The sequence below is a fragment of the Chloroflexota bacterium genome, from assembly GCA_018829775.1.
In the GTDB taxonomy this organism is placed as follows: Bacteria; Chloroflexota; Dehalococcoidia; order Dehalococcoidales; family RBG-16-60-22; genus E44-bin89.
In genome coordinates this window covers 1-23,203 of sequence record JAHJTL010000061.1, presented here as the reverse complement: position 1 = coordinate 23,203, position 23,203 = coordinate 1, and the positions used below count along the sequence as shown (strand labels likewise).

Here is a 23,203-nt window from a genome sequence, read left to right as displayed (position 1 = left end):
TTCTCTCTCCTATGATTTTCCCACCAGTTTTGCCGCCACGAGTGCCGCCACGGGACCGTCTTTGGCGTGGGCATCGGCACCAATCTGTGCCGCCCACTCCGCCGTGGTCGGTGCCCCGCCAACCATTATCTTCACCTTGTTTCTCAGCCCGGCAGCTTTCAAAGCCTCAATGGTCTGGGCTGCGTTGGGCATCGTCATCGTCAGCAGAGAAGACATGCCGACGATATCATAGTCGCCGGTGGACACCGCCGAGCAAAATTCCTCCGGGGAAATATCCACGCCCAGGTCGGTCACCTCCCAGCCATTTCCCCTCAGCATCATGATAACAATGTTCTTGCCCAGGTCATGGACATCACCCTGTACCGTGCCGATAAGGTATTTCCCCATATATAATGCGCCTTCCTCACCCATCATCGGTTTAAGGTACTCCATCGCCTTGGCCACGGCGTCCCCGGAGACGATTAACTCCGGTAAATAGTACTCGCCTTTCTCGAAAAGCTCCCCAACCTTTCGGAGGCCGGGAATCAGCCCCGTATTCAGGATATCAGCGACCCGGATACCACCCTCGACAGCCTTTTTCGTCAACTCCTCAGCAGTGTCAATATCGCCCTTGACCACTGCCTGGCTCAGCTCTTCCAGATTCACCATAACACCCCTTTCCTTTAGAGTCCCGTCGGTAGCTTTATGCCCAACCGCTCGGCAACGCTGCTCAGGTTGCGAATAGTCCCTTCGGGAAGCGGAATACCGTTCCTGGAGCGGTCGTCAAAGGTTTTTTCCTCCGGCTCACCCGGGACCATTATCTCTTTGAATCCATCCGCCTTGGGCAGCCCCTTTATGCCGTCGATGAGGTTATCGATATGCTCTTTGTAGCTCGCCACATCGGTGAACTGCCCGATATCTATGGCGGCGACCACGCTGTTCTGGATGGGCCGGGGCAGGTGGTCCGGATGTGCGCCTTTTACCTCCGCCTGCTTGGACTCCGCCTTCTTTTCCATGAGCCGCGGCTCAAGCAACGGGTTTCCGATAATGACGCTGGAGATACACTCAAACAGCATCGCCAGGCCGGAGCCCTTTGGTCCGCCTACCGGCAGGAAAGTGACCGCCTGAGTGGGGTCGGTGGTGGGATTGCCCTCTTTATCCAGCGCCCAGCCTTCCGGTATGGGAACGCCTTTGTCCACCGCCAGCCAGATTTTACCCCGCGCCGCCACGCTCGTCGCCATATCGAGGAACAGCACGCGGTGTTTGTTCGCCGGCACGGCGATGGTTATCGGGCTGTTGGATACGCCAGCTGCCTTCGCCCCGAAAGGCGCCATATTGGGCGGGCTGCAGACGAATACGATACCGGCCATATCGTTTTTCGATGCCATTTGCGCATAATAGCCCATGGCACCCTGATGGGTGTGATTGCAAATGAACCCCCAGCCGATACCGGTCTGTTTTGCTTTCTCCATCACTTTATTCATGGCAAAGACGGTAACTAGCGGCCCGAAGGCCTGGTCAGCCTCCACGACGAGGGTGGCCGGCGTCTCTTTGACCACCTTGATATTTGGCTTGGGGTTCATAATGCCGCGGTCAACATTGCCTACATACCAGGGAATGCGCAGCACGCCATGGGAATCGACCCCGCGCAGGTTTGCCCAGAGCAGCACATCGGCTTCAGTGGCTGCATCCTCTGGTGACATTCCCACCCGCACAAATACCTCCTCGGAGAACTCACGAAGAGATTTCTCAGATACCTTTACTTCACTCTGTGCCATTACGCCTCCTTTGAATTACCCCTTGTGCTCCTGAATGATATTGCCACCGTCAATGACAATCTCTATGCCGGTGATATACTTTGATTTATCCGAAGCGAGAAAAACCGCCAGGTCCCCCATCTCCTCAATCGTCCCCAGGCGGCCCAGCGGAATTTCCTTGCCAACGTGTTTAACATACTTATCCTCTGAATCCCAGCCCCTGTGCCTGGCCACGCTGCGGAACATCGGCGTATCAAAGGAGCCGGGACAGATGGCGTTCACATTGATGCCGTACTCCGCCCCCTCGAGCGCCAGCGTCCGGGTAAACGCCGACACGGCGCCTTTCGATGCCGCATAGGCCGTCATCCCCTTACCCGAGACCAGCGGCCCGGTAACCGAGGATATGTTGATTATTTTCCCATACCGTTGTTTTATCATGAGCGGCATTACCGCTTTGGTGCAGTTCCAGACACCTTTGATGTTCACGTCAATGACGCTGTCCCTGACATCATCAGACATCTCCACAAAGGGCATTGAGGGCGCAATTGCCGCGTTGTTCACCAGTATATCCACCCGCCCGAACTGGCTGACCACCTGCTCCACCGCCCGGTTTACCTGTTCCACATCGGCAACATCCAGCGGAAAGGCCACTGCCTTTTGCCCCAACGCTTTGAGGTCAGCCACATGTTTCTCAAGGCGCTGTACATCACGACTGAACAGCGCTACCGTGGCTCCTTCTCCGGCAAAGGCCTTGGTGATTCCCTCCCCCAGCCCCCTGGAGGCTCCCGTAACTATGGCAATTCTGCCCTTTAATGTCTGTGTATTCATGGTCATCCTCAATAATTCAATTAGAATAATGGGTAATAGACAACGCTCGTCCGCATTATAACAAAATATATTAATCGATTGAAAGTTGTGGTAAGATATACGGCAAATGAAAGGAGGTCTGCCATGTATGACATATTGATAAAGGGCGGCAGGGTGATTGACCCGGCACAGAATATAGATGGCACGATGGATATAGCCATTAACGGAGATAAGATTGCCGCCGTGGACAAAGATATTTCCCCGCAGGAAGGCCAGCAGGTGATAGATGCCAAGGGTAAGATTGTCACCCCGGGACTTATTGATATGCACGTCCACGTTTTCGATAGCATCATGAAGATTGCCATTGAGCCTGATATCGCCGGAGTGAAACAAGCCGTGACTACAGTGGTGGACGGTGGAAGCGCCGGTGAGAAAACGTTTGCCGCGTTTCCCAAGTATATCCTGCCTGCAGCGCAAACTAAAGTCTTCTGCTTCCTTCACCTGTGCTCTCTTGGCTTGATTCCCGAACCGGAACTGAATGACTGGGACGAGGTGAACCTCGATGCCATGGCAGAGACCATAGAAGCCAACAAGGGTATCATCAAGGGAGTTAAACTGCGGCTCGTCGGCAAGCTCGTCGCCAGCGCCGGCATCGAGGTGGTCAAAACGGCCAAGAAAATCGCCAAGCAGTTCGGCCTGCCCATTATGGTTCATATAGGTGACGTGGATAAACAGGTGCCGGCAACATTGACTCCGGAATGTCTTTCCGTGATGGAGCCCGGTGACATTCTGGCCCACGTTTATTCCGGTAACCAGGGTAATGTCCTGCGACCCGATGGCACGATATTGCCGGAATTGAAGGCAGCCAGGGAACGAGGAGTCATAATGGAGACGGCCAACGGACGGAGCAATTTCTCCTTCGCCGTGGCGCGCAAATGTCTGGCGGAAGGTATATTGCCGACCATTATCAGCACCGACCTCAACCACCGGTGTCTGAAAGACCGAACCTTCAGCATTCCTGTCAATATGTCGAAATTCATGGCACTGGGGCTGGACCTGAAGCAGGCGGTTGCCATGACCACTATCAATCCCGCATGCGCAATTCATGAAGAGGACAAGATAGGCAGCCTTAAGCCGGGCATGGCCGCGGACGTTTCCATACTGGAACTCCAATCCGGCGCCTGGACATTAATCGATACGCCAGGAGAGACCATAAAGGCAGACAAGCTGGTTATGCCAATAACAGCCATAAAAGATGGGAAAGTAATCCCGGCAGAGCCAGTGGCCTTGCCGCCTACGGCAAGCTGAATCAGCGGTAGAGCTGCTGCGCCCCGTAGAAAAATCGGGGCGGCCTGAGCTGGTGCCAGACCTCGTCGCAGGCGTTTAATTCCTCTTCGGTCAGGGTCAGTTCCACCGCGCCGATATTTTCCTCCAGCTGCTTTATCGAGGTGGCACCGCAGAGAACAGCGGTAATCGCCTTGTTGTTCAGTATCCAGGCGAGGGCGAACTGCGCCATGCTCCGCTCGTGTTTCCGGGTAATCTCCTTGAATTGTGCCACCGCCTCAAAATCTCCGGGCTGCCAGTAGCGGTCGCTGTACATCTTTCCCATCATTTTGTTGCTGAACCGCGTGCCTTCAGCCGGAGGTTTGTTCGGGTCATGCTTGCCGGTAAGCAGTCCACCGGCGAGCGGATTGTAAACGCAAACTCCCACTCCTTCGTTGACACAGAGAGTCAGCATCTCATCTTCAATGCCCCGGGTAATCAGGTTGTACGGCGGCTGCGTGCAGTCATACCGCGCCAGATTGAGGACATCACTCACCCATAATGCTTTGCAGATCTGCCAGACAAGGTAGTTGGAGCAAGCGATATAGCGCACCTTCCCCTGATGAACCAGGTCGTCCAGAGCGCGAAGCGTCTCGTCAATCGGCGTGGCATGGTCCCACCGGTGGGTATAGAAGATATCGATATAGTCGGTCCCCAGTCGACGCAGGCTGCCCTCTACGCCGTCCATAATATGTTTCCGCGATGTGCCAATATCATTCACCGTCGGACCTGACTGCCAGCCGCCTACCTTGGTGGCCAGCACCACGTTATGTCGCACGCCCTTTAACGCCCTGCCCACGATTTCCTCGGACAGACCATTAACATACTGGTCAGCAGTATCGATGAAGTTAATGCCGGCATCCATCGCCCACTTTATCAGTTTTGTGGATTCTGCCTCATCTATCTGATTGCCAAAGGTCATGGTGCCCAGGCAGATTTCAGAAACCATCAAACCAGACCTACCCAGTTTTCGGTACTTCATGTCAATATTCCTCCATATCCTGCATTCGTGTTTTGTGCTTTATTTTAGCATTTAATCCAATCTTTCGGCAAAAATCTTACTGATTTCCGCAACGTTGACAGTGCAAGGTTGAAGCGATAAGATAAAAAGCCAGGGGAAATGGGTGGTACGCTGAACTCATTATATCAGTCAATGAGGTAAGATAATGGAAGATGCACGTTCACGTCGGCCGATTGAACGGAATATCGCCATGGAGCTGGTGCGCGCCACCGAGGCGGCCGCCATGGCGGCCGCCCGTTATCTGGGCATGGGCAATAAGGAACTGGTGGACCAGGCGGCAGTGGATGCCATGCGCTTCGTGCTGGGTTATGTAAGAATGGATGGCACCGTGGTCATTGGCGAGGGTGAGAAAGACGAAGCACCCATGCTCTACATCGGCGAGCACATCGGTGGTGGTTCGGAGCCGCAGGTGGACATCGCGGTCGACCCGGTAGATGGCACCACACTGGTGGCCAATGGTCTTCCTGGAGCCGTATCAGCCGTGGCGCTTTCGGCACGGGGTACCATGAACTGTCCGAGGCAGTTTGTCTACATGGATAAAATCGTCACCGGGCCGGAAGCCAAGGATGTAATCGACATCAATGCGCCGGTTGAGGAGAACCTGAAAAACATTGCCAGCGCTAAAAAACGCAATGTATCGAACCTGACGGTGGTGGTCCTGGATAGACCGCGCCACGAAAAGCTGCTTTATGAAATCAGAAGCGCCGGGGCACGGGTGAAGTTGATATCTGCCGGCGACCTGGTGGCGGGCGTTGAGGCAGCTCTGCCCGAGACGGGAGTGGATGTTCTCATGGGTGTCGGCGGTACCCCCGAGGGCGTGCTCACCGCCGCGGCATTACACTGCATTGGCGGTGTTATTCAATGTAAGGCCTGGCCGCGGGATGATAAGGAGCGGGATGCCGCTCTGGCAGCCGGTATGGACCTTGATAAGGTCTATTATACGGAAGACCTGATAAACAGTGAGGACGTATTTTTCGCCACCACAGGAGTCAGCACCGGTGAACTGCTGAAAGGCGTACGGTACTTCAGTGGCGGAGCCGCGACCCAGTCCCTGGCCATGCGCTCCAGTTCCGGCACCATCCGCTGGGTTGACGCTATCCACAACTTTGACCGGCTGGACAAGCTCGGCTCTCTCGAGCTCCCTTAAAAGATATTTTCGTCGAGGCTGCGCCGCACTTGTAGGTTATTTGACTACGTGCTTGTTGACCAGGTCTCTGGTATCCACCACATTCAGTTTCTGAAAGAGATAGACAAAGCGCTCTTCCAGCGTTACCCCAATCTCCTTCAGGTTTTCTACCGGGAGGCTCCACATTTCTTTCTTGAAATCGCCAAAAGCCTTCTTACGCGTTTTATACAGGAATTGTTCCTCGGTATCGTCCGACTTTCTCTCGTCGCTGTACTGCTGGAGTAAATGCTGGTTTATTCTCTGCGTCAGTTCCTGCGGGAAATGGGGACTATCATAGATGATGTTCTGAAATCCGGTGGCCAGATGGACTTCTACCGTACCTACCTCCGGGAACAGATGAAAGGCTTCATCAGGGAGCGTGGAAGCGCCGTGCTGCACGGCACCACCCATGCCATACTCCTCACGAGCCACCTTGGAAAGCTCTTTCAAAGTATCGAAATCAAGCGCCACGCTGGCTATTGCCCCATCCGGCAGGACTACCCCCCCGTGCGTAGTGCCGGTCTGCACGCTGATTTTCGAGATTCCCCTGACGTCCGGCTCCAGCCGGGCACGATACCCGCTCATAAACGCTCTTAGGTCCTCCACCGTGCTGTTCTGTTTGCCAACCTCCCCGATTTCACCTCCGACGGAGATGGTAACCCCCTCCGGCTCGATACTGCGGATGAACCTGGTCATCTCCGCAGTGACGCGGCAGTTCTCTTCCTGCTGCTGTTCCAGAGTATCTTTTTCCAGGTCAACCAGGGTGGAGGCATCGATATCGATATTGAGAAAGCCGGCATTTACCGCCTCACGTATTAACTCCCTGATGGTCTCTGTTTCCTGTTTGGGGTCGGTGCTGTACCTCTTCCGGTTCATCTGAAAATGGTCGCCCTGAATGAAAACGGGGCCCTGATATCCCTCCTTAATGGCCGCCGCCAGCACACAGGCAACATATTCCGCCGGCCTCTGCCTGGTATAGCCTATCTCGGAGCGAGCGAGCTCAAAGATAAAGGCGCCGACCTTGTGTTTCAGCGCGGCGCGGAAAACAGCCCGGGCCACCTGATAGGTCATGCCCCGGATATTGATTGCCGGAACGGTCTTGTTGTGGTAAGCTCCCTTCCCGGCAGCCTCATACAAACCCTGGATGCTTGCCGGATAAATGCCCTGGCTTGCCGCCAGTTCTCGAATCTGCCGTCGACTTTCCTCCCTGGCCTGCTCATCGCCGAAAACCGCCTGCTCCACCAGGCCGTCAATTCTATCGCCGGTTATCGATGTACTCATCTTTCCCACCTCACTTGCTGTGCCTGAAAATAGTCCGCCGCCCGCTGTACCGCTCTATATCATAATCTTTATCGATGCCCACGTAGCTCGTCCTACCTATGACTCTGTCCATCGGGCAGGAGGTGACCTGGCCGTTTCTAAAGCATACCATCCTGCCGAAATCCCCGGTCATTATCAAATCAACCGCAGCAATGCCAAAATACCGCCCCATTCTCCGGTCATACGCGCAGGGGGCACCGCCGCGTTGCAGGTGGCTCAGTACCACGCACCGCGTCTCGACCCCGGTACCGTTATTGATTTCTCTGGCCAGAAATTCACCGATACCGCCCAGCATTTTATGTCCAAAAGCGTCCACGCCGTTCTGCCTGATGAATTCAGAGCTACCGATTGGCTTAGCTCCCTCGGCAACGAGGATGATTTCGTATCTTGTCCCCGACTTTCTCCCTTCGAGGAGCAGCTCGTTCACTTTTTCAATGGAAAAATCACACTCCGGAATTAAGATGATATACGCACCACAGGCTTCGCCGCCTTCCAGGGCCAGCCAGCCGGTATGCCTCCCCATAGTTTCCACCACAAATATCCTCCGGTGCGACCCCGCCGTGGTTCTCAGTCGGTCAACTTCCTCCGTAATTACGCTCACCGCGGTTTCAAAGCCGAGAGTATAGTCCGTTTCCACCAGGTCTTTATCAATGGTCTTGGGAATGCCCACCACATTGATACCTTTCTGCGCCAGCTTATTGGCCACGCCGAGCGTATCGTCACCCCCGATAGTGATCAGCGCATTTAGACCCAGCTTTTTAATGTTATCCAGCACCAGTTGTGACCGGTCATTCTCTGGATTGTAAGGATTGGTCCGGGACGTCCCCAGCATGGTGCCGCCATACCTGTCCCAGGTCCTTACTTTCTGCTCGTCCAGAGGAGTGATATAGTCCTCCATTTTCAGGCTGGCACCCGCCTCAAACATGAGACCGCTCCAGCCGTACCTGATGCCGAGCACCTCGTACTGGACCCCTCTTTCCGATTCCAGCCGTTTGTCCATGGCGGTCTTGACCACCCATTTAATCGCTGGATTAAGGCCGGCGCAGTCGCCACCGCCGGTCAGGATGCCGATCTTCTCTGTTGCCATGATAATAGCTTATAGATTCCCTCTCCGTATTGTCAACTAGCACGGTCGCCCCGGAAACGTTGACAAGGAAAATACAGGGGAATAAAATACTCACCAGCCGAAATGAGGAGGGTCACCCGGATGAAAATAACCAAAATCGAAGCCATTGAACTGCGCCTGCCGGAAAAAGAAGTCCATGAAGCAAAATATACATCGGCGCAGGACGCGGTGGTGGTCAAGGTCCACACCGATGAGGGAATCGTCGGCATCGGCGACTCTTATTCCTCTCCGCACGTGGTGAAAGCCATGATTGAGGCTCCCCTCAGCGGAGCCAGTGCCAGCGGACTGGCCAGGTTAATCATCGGCATGAACCCTCTGGACATCAAGCCCATCAACCACCTGCTTCAGGCCCGCAATATCAGGCTGGGCCGCCGCGGCATCATCTGCCACGCCATCGCCGCTATCGACATCGCCCTCTGGGACATTGCCGGCAAGTACTATAACCAGCCGGTCTATCAGCTCCTTGGCGGCGCCTTTCACAAGAAACTGCGCGCCTATGCCAGCATTCTATTCGGCCCCGATGGCAAGACCACCGCTGAAATCGGGAAGAGATGGGTGGACGAGGGGTTCACCGCGGTGAAGTTCGGCTGGACGCCGATGGGCCAGAGCGAAAAGCTGGACCTGGAGCTCGTGGAAGGGGGGCGACGGGGCGTGGGAGATAAAAACGACCTCATCATCGATGCCGGCTGCTGCTGGGACGCCAATACCGCCATCAAAAGAGCTCAACAGTTCCAGGACTATGGCGTGCTCTTCCTGGAGGAGCCGCTCAACCGCGAGAACGTCGATGGCTACCGGAAACTGACCAGCGTTTCCCCCATCCCCATCGCCGCCGGCGAAGGCGAGGCGGGCAGATTTTCTCACCAGAGCTTTATGGAACGGAGCGGCATCAACATCATCCAGATAGACCTGGAGAACACGGGCCTGACCGAGGCCAGCCGCGTAGCCGATTTCGCCGAAGACCACGGCGTGAAGGTGGTCAACCACTTTTACACCAATAACATCGGCTCTGCCGCCGGCCTGCACTTCCTGGCGTCCCGGCAGAGCGCCTTCATCATGGAGTACTGCGTTGAGGAGACGCCGATACGCTGGGACCTGACCAGGCAGAAAATGCCGGTGGTGGACGGCTACGTTGAGGTGCCGGAGGGGCCCGGACTGGGTGTTGACCTGGACGAGGAGGTCATCGAACACTATCGCGTAGGTTAATGATAAAGATAAGGCTATAATTCAACGTTCGTGCCGATGCCTGCCTGCACCGCTTTGTCATAGACCAGCTTGGCGGCGGCGACATCCTGAATGGCCAGCCCGTTGTACTTGAACAGGGTTATCTCCCTGGCGTCGGCCCGACCCGACTTCTTCCCGATAATCACCTCGCCAAGCTCGGCATACAGATGTGACTTATCAATCGCCCCTTCCTGAATGGGAATCATGATATCGCCCGCCTCTCTCAGGCAGGCGTCAGATGAGTCGGCGATTATTTTCGACCGCTTGATGATGGCCGTGTCCAGCTCACGGGCATTGGGGGTGTGGCTGCCAACGCCGTTGATGTGGGTCCCCTCTCTCACCAAACTCCCGTCAAACAAAGGTGTGGGCGAGGAGCTGGCAGTGCAGATGATATCCGCATCTTCCAGAATCTGCTCGGGTGATTTCGCCCTGACAATATCCATCTGAAGCTTTGAAGTCATCTCCGCGATAAACCGGCTCACCGCCTCATCATGAACGTCATACACATAGGCCTTGGCAATGTCTCTGGCGACCGTCATCGCCCAGAGCTGCGTTCGGCCCTGCGCCCCGGCACCGAATATCCCGACCTTCTGCCCTGTGTCTTCGCGGGCCAGATACCTGGTGGCGACCCCGCTGGCGGCACCGGTCCTGACCGCGGTGAGATAGCCGCCGTCCATAATGCAGATAACGTCGCCCGTTTCCGGGTCCTGAAGCAGCACTTTCCCAAGGATAGTGGGCAGGTTGTGCTTCGCCGGATTGTTTACGTAGCTGGTCACCACCTTGCAGGCGAGCGCTCCCATCTCTTTGAGATACGCCGGCATGTACAGCCCCAGACCTTCCTGCGTGAACAGGTTGATGCGGAGGGGCAGAACCGCGGTGCCGGAGGCAAGCTCGACGAAGGCCTTTTCCACCACCTCCATGCATTCTGCCATGTCCAGCACTTTCATTACGTCATTCTGATTCAGTAACAGCACTGTTTTCCTCTCTCATCACGTTTGATAGCAATATATCACGGACAACCGGTTCTGGCAATTGCCACAACGCATTGCCTCAAAGGTTGATTTCTGATACAGTGAGTGATAGTTTTGATTCTTTACCAATATGCGGAAGGTACTTGCATGGCCGAAAAGGACGATACTAAGAAAAAGATTTTTCGCCATATAGAGAATAAGCGCAGTGAAATTGTCCGCACCCTGAGCGAACTGGTCCGGATTCCCAGCATCACCGGCCAGGAAGGCGAGGCCCAGAAATACATGCACCGCCTGTACTCTGACCTGGGATTGAAGGTGACGTCTCGGGACGCTGATTATGATAAAATCAGCCGCCATAAGGCATACGTCAAATCCTCGTTTGATTACAGCGGACGCCCCAATATCGTCGGTGTCCTGGAGGGGAAACCATCGGCCAGGTCTCTGGTACTGAACGGGCACATCGACGTTGTCTCTCCGGAACCGGTTGCCGAATGGGAGTTCCCGCCCTGGGAGGGGCGGGCGGTGGGGAACAAACTGTACGGTCGTGGTGCCTGCGATATGAAGGCGGGGCTGATTGCCAACTGCTACGCACTGAAAGCCTTGTTGGAAAACGGACTCAAGCCGGAAGGCACGGTAATCCTGCAGAGCGTCATTGAGGAAGAACTGATGGCCGGAGGTGGTACGTTAGCCTGCCTGCTCGATGGGTTCACCGCCGACGGGCTTGTAATCCCCGAGCCAAACATGAAGATAACTATCGCTCATCCCGGTATTCTCTTCTGTAAGGTCAGGGTAATCGGGAAGTCAGCCCATGCCGGCGTGGCGCATACCGGCGTCAATGCCATCGGCAAGATGAACATCGTCTACGATGCCCTGGTTGAACTTGATGACCGGCGAGCGCAGGATAACCGCCATCACCTTTTCGAAAAACACGCCGGCCGCTCCTGCCACCTGAACATCGGAACCTACCATGCCGGCGACTGGGTTTCTACCGTGCCTGGATGGGCGGAGATTGAGTGCCGTATGTCCCACCTGCCCGCCGAAAGTGTGGATGAAGTAAAGCAACAGGTTCAGCAAGCGGTGAAAAAGGCTGCGGAGAGCGATGAGTGGCTGCGCCAGCACCCGCCGGAAGTCATCTGGCGCGAAAAACAGGTTATACCATGGGGGCAGGACCCGAACGACCCGTTTGTTCTGGCGTTCAAGTCGTCCGCCGACAGCACCCTGCAATCCGATTTCGATATTATCGGGGCTACGTGGGGTCTGGACACCCGCCTGGCACCGTTCTTCGATATGCCGGCTATCACTTTTGGCCCGAACGGCGGAAATATCCACGGCGTGAACGAGTATGTGGATATCGACTCCCTGCTCGATTGTACCAAAGTGCTTGCCGCCTTCATCATAGACTGGTGCGGGGTGCGGACCATTTAGATACTGGAGATGGCTATGAAAAATTTACAGGTTAACGGGAAAAGACTGTGGAATACCATTATGGAGACCGCCAGGTTCGGTGGTACCGATAAAGGCGGTGTCTGCCGCCTGACACTGTCTGATGCTGACCGTCAGGTGCGCGACTGGTTTGTTAAGCAATGCGAGGCTGTCGGGTGCACCGTCAACGTTGATGAAATGGGCAGCATCTTTGCCCGGCGTCCCGGCAAGATGGATACGCTGCCGCCGATTGCCATCGGGAGCCACCTAGACACACAGCCTTCCGGAGGCAAGTTCGACGGCATCGCCGGCGTCCTCTGCGGCCTCGAGGTGTTACGCACACTGAATGACGCTGGATACACCACCACTGCCCCCCTGGAGCTGATCGACTGGACCAACGAGGAAGGTTCCCGCTTCACGCCGCCGATGCTGGCCTCCGGGGTGTTCGCCGGTGTGTTTGAGCGCGACTTTGCCTATGACATTGAGGACCGTGACGGAAAGAAGTTCGTCGAGGAGCTGGAGCGCATCGGCTACCGCGGCGGGCAGAAATGCGGCGACCATAAACTTGGTGCCTACTTTGAGCTTCACATCGAGCAGGGGCCGGTCCTAGAGGCGGAGAATAAGATGATTGGCGTGGTCACCGGCATGCAGGGACAGAAATGGTATGAGGTCACCGTAACCGGGCAGGATGCCCATGCCGGCAGCACGCCCATGCACCTTCGCCACGACGCCATGGTGGCCTGCGCCAGGATGGTCGAGGCAATCCAGAGAATCGCCCTGGACCACGCTCCAGCCGTTTCGACGGTCGGCCTGGTTACCGTCAGGCCAAACTCGAGAAATGTAATCCCGGGGTCGGTCTTCTTCACCGTCGACATCCGCCACCCGGATGACAACGCACTGCTCCAGATGGACCGGGAACTCAGGGAAAAGGTCGATGCCATCGCCAGAGAGGCTGATGTAGAAGCCAAGCTTGTAAACAACTGGAACGTGGCCTCAATGGAGTTCGATAGGGAATGCATCAATCATGTACGCAACGCCGCCGAAAAGCTGGGTTACCGTCACCGCTATATGATTTCCGGGGCCGGCCATGATGCCGTCTATATTGCCAGGGTAGCACCGACGGGTATGATATTCATACCCTGCGAAAACGGCATCAGCCATAATGAACTGGAGAATACGACGCCGGAATATATAGCCGCTGGCGCCAATGTGCTTCTGCACACCGTCATGGCTTACGATGAAGCCAAAAATGAACCAATGAGCTGATTGACGGCTTCCGGTGCTTCCAGCATCGGGAAATGCCCGGTATCGCCGATGATTTCTATCTGTGCCCGGGGCACATGATTCTTAACCAGCTCCATCCACGGCGTGCTGGCTCCCGGCTGGAGAGAAACGCGTTCCAGATTCGCATTCACGGTGGTGCTCTGTATCATCAGTAGCGGTACGCTGATTTGGGCCAGGGTCGAGTCCATCTTCTCAGCATCCCAGCCACAGAGACTGGCAAACAGGGGAATGCCTACCTTCTCCGGTAAGGCCATCGCTCTTTTGAGGATACTGGCCTTCAACGAGGCATCGCTTCCACTGATAAACATATTGGCAAAAGCGCGGTGCATCCAGGCAGGACAGACCGGTAGTTTCTATATCTAGATAAGCGTCTAGGTATAAATGTTTCCTCATGGTTTACCTGGTCTTAGTCTTTGAACTTCCATTAATCGCTTAAACATCCTCTTGAAAAGAATACCCAGTTGTTCTATTTGCTTATCCTTTGTTGGTTTGTTCAAGACATTAGTGAGTGAGCTATGGCACCATATCCATCCGTCGTCTTTATACAAATCACCATCCTCTAATTTCTCCTGAATAATCCTCTCGTCCTTTAGAATTATATCTTTAATTCTCATGCCCATATACAAATTTTCCGAATCATTTGGGTCGATACCTACATTATATTTACCTTGTCTCAAACGGTATCCTATAAAGTCTCTATCGCCCTGATTATCTTTGAGGTTCAACTCAAAACAGAATCCCATAAACCAGTCGCTACCATATTCACTCGACTTGTTATCTAAAACCCTAAATTGCATTTCCTGCACTACTTGTTTGAGCATAGCTATAAGGCTTATAATCTGGCTTAATCCATTTTCGAAAGCTTCTTTATCGAGCTTGCTCATTATTCTGACCCCCTTTAATTCCAAAAATCCCAAAAACTGTTTCACCATATTCCCTTGAATGGTGTTATCATCTAGTCCTGCTTGTTTCTTCAGCTTTTCCAGCCAATCGTAAATCTCAAACCAGTAAGCCCTGCTATGAGCTTTCTTGGCCTCTTTCCAATCGCCATACAAGAGTCGCAGTAATACTAGTTTCTTCACTTTCTCAGGATATTTAGAGTCAGTAAGTTCAGATAAATATTTATCTATTTGCCCTGGGCGGAGACTGGATCGATCTTTAACTTCTATCCATATCCGTTTGGTTCTAGTGGTTATTTCTAAATCCAATCTGCTCCCAGCATCCGCTTCCTCACTCTTATAAAATCTCTGAGTTTCGAACGTAACTTTTTCACTGGTATCGAATGGTTCACCACAGATACAGCTTAATAATTCGGAGCAAACTTTACGACTCTTCGTGCCGTCACGTTTACCCCATAGGTTTTCAAGAAGATGAACGAGTGCTGCAGTCCAGTAGTCTTCTTGTTTCTTGTATTTTGACAGAATTTCAAAAATATTATGAGGCATCTAATCCTTCTCCTGTTATTTTCCCCCACCTCTTTGACACCCCTGTGTCAAAATCTCTACTTTTTCTGGTAAACTTCCACCATCGCCTTTGCTGTTTCTTTCACTTCCTCTCGCAATTCTGCCGGCTCCAGAACCTCCACCTTTTCTCCCCAGTCATCATGGCCGCAGGCAAAGCCGTGCACAAACACTAGCGGCGGGCTATCGGCACCCGTGCATTCATAAAAGAGCTTTGTTCCGTTAATATGCAGACATGACATGAATCTAAGATTGATGATTAAAAAATTTGGTGGAGCTACATGGACAGAACAAAGAACTCTTAGTCTGGCTTTCAAACTAGCCACCTAGCTCGACTTCTCTATTCTAATGATGAAAAGCGTAAGGCGCAAGGCGTAGCTTTATGGCGCAATGCTAATCTTCATTGTTGGTAGCTATTCAACAATAAGATGGTATGTGTCATCGCCACATGATAGAATAAGCAATATTATGGCGGAGGGAGTACAAACAAGAATCGTGGTTCGGGTTCAGCCTAATGCTGGTCAGAACCAGGTGTTAGGCTTCAAAGACGGGGTGCTGTATGTAAGAATTGCTGCACCTCCAATAAAGGGTAAAGCTAATCAGGAGTTAATCAAATTCCTCAGCGATATTTTGGAAGTGAGTAAGAGCAACCTGACTATTGAAAAAGGTATCGCTGGTAAGAGGAAAATTATAGGTATTAGTGGCTTAACGCAAGACCAAGCCATTAGACGCAGCTTGATATAGTACTGCTGGGAGTTACCTGCAAGAATTGGATGTGCTCTCAGGTGAAATTGCTGGCACAAATAGCCGCCTGGAGAGATCATACGATGCACTGGAAACGGGCAAGCTTGGGCTTGACGTTAAAGAGGTGGAGGTGACGGGTAATGATGTGTTGCTCAGTTATACAATGCCGCTCCCGCCTGATGACAAGTCTGAAGAAAAGATGGGGGTTCTTTATTCCGTCCACCATGGTGGAGATAGGGGGATTCGAACCCCCGGCCTCTGCGATGCGAACGCAGCGCTCTCCCAGCTGAGCTATATCCCCACCGATATTAAATTATAACACAGATGAATCAGCGGGATAACTCGCCTGCCTAGCGTTCAATCTGTTTGACCTGGTAGCGCAGCCTGCCCGCGGGCACCGCAACCTCAACCGTCTCTCCTTCACTCCGCCCGACAAGTGCGCTGCCCAGTGGGGAAGCACTGGAGATTTTACCCTGCGCCGGGTTCACCTCTCTTGGATTGACAATCTGGCAGCTTAGCTCTTCGCTGGAAGCCAGGTCCTGCAGGATAAGTCGGTCGCCAATGTTTATCTTGGGACCTTCCTTTGGCTGCTCTTCGATAACCTTGGCCAACTTGAGCGTTTCTTCCAGTTCTTTAATCCGCCCCTCCAGATACCCGCGCTGCTCCCTCGCTGCAGCCAGAGGCGCGTTTTCCTTAAAATCCTTATCGGCGGCAGCCCGGCGTATCTGCTCGATGAGCTCAGGTCGTTTGTTCCTCAGCACATTCAGTTCGTTTTCAAGCTCATCATATCCCTGACGCGTCAGTTCAATCACTTCAGGCAGTCCCCAGGTCCCCGGCGATGGGCTGGCCTTCACCTTCTTTGCCTTGAGATGGACGGTCAGATTTGCCTTGCTCCACCCTGCTTTTCTGGCATGCGTCAGAAAGGCACGCAACTGGTCAAGCTTTCGCCCGTAATCAGTATCAGATAAAGACAATCGCTCCGCATAGTTGGCCACTTCCCGCGCGTTGAGATTTACTAACGCCCGCTCCCGTCCAAACCAGCGGACAAACTTGTACACCTCCGGTTGGCTGACTTCCCTTTCTTTGGATGTCAGTCCAGCCAGAAACTGGCCAGCGGCTTCCTCCAGACTAATGTTTTGTGCGCTTTGGTCAGTCATAAAACCACCCAGACAAATTATTATATATCTTTGCCACCTCGGGAGGGAAGCCTGACGCCTCCGAGCACTCTGGCTACCACCGCACGTCCGAGCAGTTTCACGATTGCCCGACTGTGCCAGTCAAATGATACGTCTGTGGCTTCAAGTAGTGCCTTATCAATGCGGTTATTTTTAATCACATCGAATAAACGGTTTATCTGCTGATCACTTAAACGCTCGGAGAGTTTCCTCGCCCAGTAGCCAATCATTAGCTCCCGACCGATTTTGCGTTTCCATTCCCGCTCATACCGGGAAAGGTTTTTCGCCGATAAATCATTCTGCTGCAGGGCCCTGCTCAATATATTGGCCGCGATGTCGGCACAGAGCAGGCCGTAGTAAATGCCGCCGCCGGTGGTCGGCTTGACCTGCCCCGCAGCGTCCCCCACCACCAGAATCCTTGCGCCATACGTTTGGCGCAGCGGCCTGAGCGGTATGGCACCATAACCTGGTGCCCATTCGCCGGGCACTATCTTGCCTTCTGCTGCCAGCGATTCCAGCAGTCTTTTCAAATATTTTTCCGGCGCACGACGCGACAGCAGGCCAACCCGGGCATTTCCCATAGTCGTCGGCACGAGCCAGCCGAAGAAACCGGGTGCTGTTTCCCGACCAAAATACACCTCAACCTCATCCTGCTCTTTTGTGGTTACTTCCACTTGAGCACCGGCCACAAAATCGGTCATTTTTCCCAGCCCCAGCTTCTCAGTCAATCGGCTACCGTAACCGCTGGCAATGACCACCGCCTTTGCACTTAGGCCTCTTTCTTCCCCTTCACAATGTACCTCCACACCCTCCCTCGTCATTCGAATGTCATGCACGGTACGGTTAAATATGTATTGCGCCCCCGCATCTTGCGCCTGCCGGGCCATCGCCAGGTCAAATGCCGCTCTATCCAGAACACTGGCCTGATACTCGGTTCGTCTTATGTAAAGCGTTTTTCCCGCCGGTGAGAACAAACGTGCACTTTTCACCTTTCGCAGGATGACACTCTCATCAATGTCAAAAGCGCGGACACACTCCTGCCCGATGATGCCGGTGCAGCATTGTTTATGGCCCACCCTCCCCTTCTTCTCCAGGACGATGACCTCACATTTTTGCCTTGCCAGAAGGCAGGCCACGTGACTTCCGATTGGTCCGCCGCCAACAACAATAACATCGTGCATTATCAATCAACCGAGATAACAAAATGATACAGTAACCGATAAAACAATGCCATAATAAGAAATCCACAGCTGAAATTCAAGAAGCCAATCTGAGAGCATGTATTGTGACCGCCTCTTTATTGCCCGCTCCGCTGGGTTTGTGTTACTATATTGACGAAGTGCCAGCCCGGATCGGGGTGTAGCGCAGCCTGGTAGCGCACCTGAATGGGGTTCAGGTGGTCGTCGGTTCAAATCCGACCACCCCGACCATAGATAGGAGAGATCGGTTCTAGACAACCTGAATGAACCGAAGAGGTAGATATAGACTGAAGCTAGTCTAAACAACCTGAACCGGGCGGGCTCCCCAAAAGTTATGGTTCAGAATGATTCATGGGAGTGGTTATTCGAGGGATTCAAAATTGACCTAGAGACACAAGTTAAGCCAAAGACTGCCAAAGACTATTGTGATCACGTTTCGTACTTTGCTCGGTGGGCTCGAGATAATAACAAGGGCAAGGCATGCTCCATAACCAAGCGAGACATCCAAGAATTTCTCCATTTCGTAGCGTCCAACCCCGCCATTTTTTCTACCGGCAATGGAGCCAAGAGGGTAATTCAGCGCGACGAAAACTCACGATGGCACCACTATTTCCCGCTTAAACGTTTCTTTACTTGGGCTGTGGATGAAGGATATCTGACACAAAACCCAATCGATACCATTGTGCTAAAGCCGCCAAAGGCTGCTCCCATTGAGCCTTATAAGACGGAGCACATGGACGCCTTTGTCAAAATTTTGGACCATGATTGGCATATTGCCACAACCACCCGACAGAAGATGCTAGCTGCTAGGGACAAGGCTGTGTTATTTCTGCTCTTGGACAGCTTTATCCGCTTGGGGGAGTGTTCTCAGCTTACGGTTGGTGACATCGACCTCGTTAGACAAAGAGTACTAGTGCGGAATAGTAAGACGGACAAACCTCGCATTGCTGGCTTTGGCCCCCAAACTAAGAAGGCTCTGTGGCGCTATTTAGGCCTTCGTGGGGACGGTCTGGGACATGATGCTCTATGGATCACTGAGGAAGGGCGCCCTCTGGGCAAGCACGGCGTACAAGAAATAGTGCGCCGTCTTAAGAAAGATGCTGGGTTGCAGGGTCTGAAAGGCTCTGTCCACAAACTGCGCCACACTGGTGCAACCGTCACTTTAAAGCATACCAGAGATATGAAGGGTCTGAAATTACTACTCGGACATTCTACACTGGCTATGACGGAACGCTACACTCAATTCGTCGAGGCTGAAGACGCTCTCAAGGCCTATGATGGAGAAGGACCGTTGGATTGGATTAATAGTTGATAACAGCAAATTGGCATGATATAGTAGCCATCCAATTTAACTCAGTGAATGTGATATGTTATTCTTTCCTAGCATAGGAGGTAATGCTTAATGCCTAGATTATTACCCACTGATTGGATAAGGATAATCGCAATTAATTATCTGCTCCAATTGTATGAGCGAGAGATTGGCTTTGTGCAAGAATGGGAAAAAGCGAAAAAGCCTTTCATCCCTCTGATCGAGCAATTGGGGAAAGTGAGTACTCTTATTGAGGTTGAACATCTGTTGATGAAAAGCCCACCTGACGACTTAATTGATTGGATATCAGATTTGCAGAAGTTGCGAAATTACCTTCAAGATCTTCCGACTGGTACAGAATATGCTCAGAATTCATCCGAAATGCTAAAGAGTTACGATAGCCTGCAAGAAAAATTAACTCCATATGTCTTGAGCCTAAAAAGCGTTGCCTACGACTGGAATTTGCGAACTTCTTGGGCTGGTGAAGAACTCATGCGAATAAACGTTCAGAAAGTACAGCAAGATGTACTTAACGCTGCTGGAGTAACTACTTTCTTTGAGCTTTCTGACAGGCAGATTCAGACATTACTCAAGCAAGACGAAGGCTCATTACCCTCGGGCACCTGGCCGATTAATATATTATCCCTTTATTTAGCTGGTGGTAGGCGAGGCTTTATTAATAAGCTCAATAGGAGACTTGTTGAGTTTGAAAAGGAGTTGAAAACTCTGGGAGTAAAAGAAATACCAAGTGCTTTACATAGACATGCCGAATGGTGGTTTGATTACTATGTTCATAATACAAGTCTCGACGATATAGCTGATGGAACTATTGGGCCTAAAAATGAAGCAGGTCGTTATCCGGAGAATATCAGGAAGGCCGTACAAAAATTCTCAAAACTCACCGGCATTGAGCCGTTAGAAAGAACTTAAGAATTATTTTACTTTACACGTAAAATCAACTGAATAAACATAAATTTTCTATTAAGCTGGTGTAAAAACCAGCTTTTCTTTTTTCTATGGATCAGCAACAACAAAAAACTTCGGTTCAAGAGGCGGGTGCTAGAGGCGGCGCAGCCACGTATACCAAGTACGGAAAAGAACACTTTCGAGCAATCGGGAGAAAGGGACAAGCTAGTTTGGCAGCGAAGATAACACCACAACAACGCCGCATCTGGGGAGCCATGGGTGGACGTCCCAGAAAACGCCGTTATTCTGATATGGGGGAGAAAGGGTAATATTTACGAAGGGGGTTGGAGCCCGCCCGGTAATAGCCTTTTCTCCCCCAGACTGATTATACAATAGCTGACTGACAGCAAAAAGTTGAGGTAAAAATCAAGGTGGAGATAATCCTACATGGAGATTAGACCGATAATTGGCGGCTTTCTGCGACCTTTTGGATGTGCCTGGTTTATTATTGAGTTTTTAAAAGGTAATGGACCGCAGGGTTCAAAGGAGATTGATCCCGATATCGGCGCTCCGATGACAGACATTCATTTTGAATACAAGAGTGCCCTGCATCGAGCTCGTGCTAGGGATGCGGTAGAGCATCAAGAGGAAAGACGAATAAGGCGTGGCAGAACTGCCTACAGCGAAGAGGAATATCATGAGCGGCTGCAATACTATCTCAGCCGCATTCCATATAAACTGTACAAAATGAGATATGCCAGCTTCACGCGGTACTTCGGACACTTGAAACGTCTCGGATGGGTTGAGGAGACTGGTATGACCGAACCATCAGCCATTCAGGATGATTATCCGCCGGCTCCATCCCGGGTATATTATCACCTAACTGAGGCCGGTTGGAAGGCGACATCAGATGAGATATCCGATCCGATCAGGACTCTTTACCAGTACTCCAGGGAACAGCGCAGCGCCAAGAGAAGCCGTTACGCCAGGTATTAACGTAGAAAACCATTAGTTCGCACTAAGAACCGCCCCATTTTCGATTACAGAGCCTCCTTTTGATTCACCATTCCTGATACCCCGATTAAATCAAAAAGCCTCGTAAGGGGCTTTTTTGTTGTATGTATCCCTCCCTCGGAGGGGTGGAGGATGCAATTGCTTCCTCCGATATCACAATTGTTCCTTTTGTTCAACAATGAAACTGAAAACAATTGCACCTTAACAATTGAATAAAGCTCAAAACTGAACGCTTGCCTCACAGGGCAAATAAGCTCAAAGGGGGTCAAGCGATGACAACAGTAACATCATCACCAGCACCGCAAGGGCATTGTAGCCGATGCGGTAAGGTCTGGACACTAAATGAGAGGCAGGGCGTTTGTCAGTGGTGTGGTCACCTGGCAGTCTGCCAGTCATCACAAACAAAGCCCCGCCATATCAAGTCTAGCCGAAGGCGTAAGCAAAGGCAAATTGACGGTAACGGTAACGGCTATAACCACCTGGAAGGCGAATGGCTAACCTACTATAAGGTAGCTTCCCGCTTTGCCCACAAGGCGAAGGCAGAGGACACCGGGGACTTACTCCACGATATAATACTCACCCTTGCCGTAGCCGAGCGGAATAACGGTCATAAGCCCTTCACGGAAGCCGTGATGTATCGGATAGCCAGCCGAGCGCAAGCCGACTACTGGTTCAGGCATTATAAGCTCACGATGGGGTTAGATTGCGGACACTGTAGCCAGACGCAACGACATAAGTGTAAAGAGGACTACCTATATACCGAGTGTCCGAAGGCTATCAAGATTGAGAGCCTGAATAAGCCCATACTTGATAGTGAAGGCAATCTAACCGAATTGGGTGAGCTGATAGCCGATGATAAGGCGATTGACCTTGACGCCTGGGTAAGTGATAGCACGTGGGAAATTGGCTATAAACGGCGATTAGTGGAAATAGCATATAAGTTGAAAGCGGGTGAAGCCCTCAGCGGAAAAGATAGGGAATACCTCAGATACTGGCGACAAAAAGAGCAAAAACGGCTAGAACTATCCTGACGTTTTAAGGCACTTTCGGAGACTTATATAGTGGCAGCACCGTTAAGGCTAGCGTATCGCAGCTTAACGGAAGCTGACTACTAGGTGAAGCTGGCAGATTTGCCCACTAGCCAGATAGCCAATAGGGGGTTAAGTGGAAAAACTGAATATTGTGGGCAAGCGTTCAGGTAACGGCTTTGTAGCTCATAAAGCTACGCTGGTAAACGCTCTATCAAGGGCATTGGCTGAAAGGCTGATGTTGCTGGACTTCACGGTAGGGCGTAAGGGGTTACTCGGTTACCTTAAGGCGATTGCGGGGTCAAACGTGGTCAAGGTTGTCCCCGCCAATGGTGCTGATAGCGAGTCGCATAGCATCGGGAAACGCCTCAGGGTGATTTGCGGTAGCAATACCAGTTACCTTGAGGACATGGCATGGGTGGGGGATAAAACCCCCATGACCATAGCCGAGGTCAGGATAAGCCCTGCCAACACCGTCAAACCTAACATCGGGAATGTGGAGCTTGCCGAGGCACTTAACAGAACGCTATCCTTTACCGCTACCGAGGACAACAGACCTGTTTTACAGTGTGTGCTGTTCAAGGCTGGTGAGGGCAAGCTAAAGCTGGTGGGTGCTGACGGTTTCAGGCTGGCAGTCCAGACCATCGACTTTGACGGTGAGGGGCAAGCCCTGATAGTCCGTGACGACTTGGCGGGTATCGCCAACGCCCTGCGTAAAGCAAGACGGGTAAACCTGAGCTTTGAGGCAAGCGGTGAGAGCCTTGACGGAATGAAGCTGATTATTGATACCGAGGCAATTCGGTATAGCTTTGTAAGTGCCGATGGCACTTTCCCGGATTATGAGAAGCTCATTCCGAACGAGGCAAAAACCGTTGTCCACTTTGACACCGTTGAGGCTGGCAAGGCGATAAGCTCCCTTAAGGTGCTCGCCGATAGCAAGTCCTACCCGATAGACATTACCCTTGAAAACGG

Annotated in this window: 23 protein-coding genes and 2 tRNA genes; 12 read left to right on the top strand and 13 right to left on the bottom strand. The window is 52.3% G+C overall.

Annotated features, from left to right (window positions below):
- Positions 1–9: 9 nt before the first annotated feature.
- From KKD83_05885 to KKD83_05875, 3 genes are read right to left on the bottom strand one after another with little or no spacing between them, the layout of a single operon-like run.
- Complete coding sequence (locus KKD83_05885; GenBank protein MBU2535675.1) at positions 10–648, bottom strand: corrinoid protein; 639 nt, start codon at positions 646–648, stop codon at positions 10–12.
- A gap of 14 nt (positions 649–662) precedes the next feature.
- A complete protein-coding gene (locus KKD83_05880) occupies positions 663–1,757 on the bottom strand; it encodes an Ldh family oxidoreductase (protein MBU2535674.1) in 1,095 nt (364 codons plus the stop codon).
- Positions 1,758–1,772: 15 nt separating this feature from the next.
- A complete protein-coding gene (locus KKD83_05875) occupies positions 1,773–2,564 on the bottom strand; it encodes an SDR family oxidoreductase (protein ID MBU2535673.1) in 792 nt (263 codons plus the stop codon).
- A 123-nt stretch (positions 2,565–2,687) separates the two neighbouring features.
- Between KKD83_05875 and KKD83_05870 the strand changes: the two genes are divergently transcribed.
- Positions 2,688–3,851 carry an amidohydrolase/deacetylase family metallohydrolase gene (locus tag KKD83_05870; protein ID MBU2535672.1) on the top strand — a complete coding sequence of 388 codons (1,164 nt, stop codon included), beginning with the start codon at positions 2,688–2,690 and terminating at the stop codon, positions 3,849–3,851.
- A gap of 1 nt (position 3,852) precedes the next feature.
- Here the strand turns inward: KKD83_05870 and KKD83_05865 are convergent, their stop codons facing one another.
- Positions 3,853–4,848: an aldo/keto reductase gene (locus KKD83_05865; protein ID MBU2535671.1), complete on the bottom strand. Its 996-nt coding sequence runs from the start codon at positions 4,846–4,848 to the stop codon at positions 3,853–3,855.
- A gap of 184 nt (positions 4,849–5,032) precedes the next feature.
- Between KKD83_05865 and glpX the strand changes: the two genes are divergently transcribed.
- Positions 5,033–6,034, top strand: coding sequence for a class II fructose-bisphosphatase (gene glpX / locus KKD83_05860; protein ID MBU2535670.1), 1,002 nt, complete (start codon positions 5,033–5,035; stop codon positions 6,032–6,034).
- Positions 6,035–6,070: 36 nt separating this feature from the next.
- On the opposite strand, the gene KKD83_05855 is transcribed toward glpX, so the two are convergent.
- Positions 6,071–7,333, bottom strand: a complete 1,263-nt coding sequence (locus KKD83_05855; GenBank protein ID MBU2535669.1) for a class II fructose-bisphosphate aldolase — start codon at positions 7,331–7,333, stop codon at positions 6,071–6,073.
- A gap of 10 nt (positions 7,334–7,343) precedes the next feature.
- The gene (locus KKD83_05850) at positions 7,344–8,459 is read right to left on the bottom strand and encodes an ATP-dependent 6-phosphofructokinase (protein MBU2535668.1); all 1,116 of its coding nucleotides are present in this window, start codon (positions 8,457–8,459) and stop codon (positions 7,344–7,346) included.
- 120 nt (positions 8,460–8,579) lie between these two features.
- Between KKD83_05850 and KKD83_05845 the strand changes: the two genes are divergently transcribed.
- Complete coding sequence (locus KKD83_05845; GenBank protein MBU2535667.1) at positions 8,580–9,701, top strand: mandelate racemase/muconate lactonizing enzyme family protein; 1,122 nt, start codon at positions 8,580–8,582, stop codon at positions 9,699–9,701.
- A gap of 14 nt (positions 9,702–9,715) precedes the next feature.
- Here the strand turns inward: KKD83_05845 and KKD83_05840 are convergent, their stop codons facing one another.
- Positions 9,716–10,693 (bottom strand): ornithine cyclodeaminase family protein, encoded by a 978-nt coding sequence (locus KKD83_05840; GenBank protein ID MBU2535666.1) that lies wholly within the window; start codon positions 10,691–10,693, stop codon positions 9,716–9,718.
- A 144-nt stretch (positions 10,694–10,837) separates the two neighbouring features.
- Between KKD83_05840 and KKD83_05835 the strand changes: the two genes are divergently transcribed.
- Positions 10,838–12,115 carry an ArgE/DapE family deacylase gene (locus KKD83_05835; GenBank protein MBU2535665.1) on the top strand — a complete coding sequence of 426 codons (1,278 nt, stop codon included), beginning with the start codon at positions 10,838–10,840 and terminating at the stop codon, positions 12,113–12,115.
- A gap of 9 nt (positions 12,116–12,124) precedes the next feature.
- The gene (locus tag KKD83_05830; protein MBU2535664.1) at positions 12,125–13,378 is read left to right on the top strand and encodes a Zn-dependent hydrolase; all 1,254 of its coding nucleotides are present in this window, start codon (positions 12,125–12,127) and stop codon (positions 13,376–13,378) included.
- Here the strand turns inward: KKD83_05830 and KKD83_05825 are convergent.
- The 3 genes from KKD83_05825 to KKD83_05815 all read right to left on the bottom strand — a co-directional run bounded on the left by KKD83_05825 (position 13,345) and on the right by KKD83_05815 (position 15,173).
- Entirely contained in the window at positions 13,345–13,677 is a 333-nt protein-coding gene (locus KKD83_05825) for an alpha/beta hydrolase (GenBank protein MBU2535663.1), read from the bottom strand. The two genes, KKD83_05830 and KKD83_05825, sit on opposite strands and share 34 nt — an antisense overlap.
- Before the next feature lie 108 nt (positions 13,678–13,785).
- A complete protein-coding gene (locus tag KKD83_05820) occupies positions 13,786–14,841 on the bottom strand; it encodes a PD-(D/E)XK nuclease family protein (GenBank protein ID MBU2535662.1) in 1,056 nt (351 codons plus the stop codon).
- 56 nt (positions 14,842–14,897) lie between these two features.
- Positions 14,898–15,173: a hypothetical protein gene (locus tag KKD83_05815; GenBank protein ID MBU2535661.1), complete on the bottom strand. Its 276-nt coding sequence runs from the start codon at positions 15,171–15,173 to the stop codon at positions 14,898–14,900.
- Positions 15,174–15,324: 151 nt separating this feature from the next.
- Between KKD83_05815 and KKD83_05810 the strand changes: the two genes are divergently transcribed.
- On the top strand, positions 15,325–15,600 hold the full coding sequence (locus KKD83_05810) for a DUF167 domain-containing protein (protein MBU2535660.1): 276 nt from the start codon (positions 15,325–15,327) through the stop codon (positions 15,598–15,600).
- Positions 15,601–15,825: 225 nt separating this feature from the next.
- Here KKD83_05810 and KKD83_05805 read toward each other — a convergent pair.
- The 3 genes from KKD83_05805 to KKD83_05795 form a co-directional block, all read right to left on the bottom strand.
- Positions 15,826–15,901: transfer RNA gene (locus KKD83_05805), tRNA-Ala, on the bottom strand.
- A 49-nt stretch (positions 15,902–15,950) separates the two neighbouring features.
- The gene (locus KKD83_05800; protein MBU2535659.1) at positions 15,951–16,757 is read right to left on the bottom strand and encodes a transcription elongation factor GreA; all 807 of its coding nucleotides are present in this window, start codon (positions 16,755–16,757) and stop codon (positions 15,951–15,953) included.
- 20 nt (positions 16,758–16,777) lie between these two features.
- Complete coding sequence (locus KKD83_05795; protein MBU2535658.1) at positions 16,778–17,956, bottom strand: NAD(P)/FAD-dependent oxidoreductase; 1,179 nt, start codon at positions 17,954–17,956, stop codon at positions 16,778–16,780.
- A gap of 172 nt (positions 17,957–18,128) precedes the next feature.
- On the opposite strand from KKD83_05795, the gene KKD83_05790 reads away from it, so the two are divergent.
- The 6 genes from KKD83_05790 to KKD83_05765 form a co-directional block, all read left to right on the top strand.
- Positions 18,129–18,205 (top strand) — tRNA-Pro (locus tag KKD83_05790).
- A 103-nt stretch (positions 18,206–18,308) separates the two neighbouring features.
- A complete protein-coding gene (locus tag KKD83_05785; protein MBU2535657.1) occupies positions 18,309–19,286 on the top strand; it encodes a tyrosine-type recombinase/integrase in 978 nt (325 codons plus the stop codon).
- A 90-nt stretch (positions 19,287–19,376) separates the two neighbouring features.
- A complete protein-coding gene (locus KKD83_05780; protein MBU2535656.1) occupies positions 19,377–20,213 on the top strand; it encodes a hypothetical protein in 837 nt (278 codons plus the stop codon).
- 423 nt (positions 20,214–20,636) lie between these two features.
- The gene (locus KKD83_05775) at positions 20,637–21,185 is read left to right on the top strand and encodes a hypothetical protein (protein ID MBU2535655.1); all 549 of its coding nucleotides are present in this window, start codon (positions 20,637–20,639) and stop codon (positions 21,183–21,185) included.
- A 467-nt stretch (positions 21,186–21,652) separates the two neighbouring features.
- Entirely contained in the window at positions 21,653–22,234 is a 582-nt protein-coding gene (locus KKD83_05770) for a hypothetical protein (GenBank protein MBU2535654.1), read from the top strand.
- Positions 22,235–22,376: 142 nt separating this feature from the next.
- Positions 22,377–23,203, top strand: an 827-nt coding sequence (locus tag KKD83_05765) for a DNA polymerase III subunit beta (protein MBU2535653.1), incomplete at its 3' end; no start/stop codon positions are given.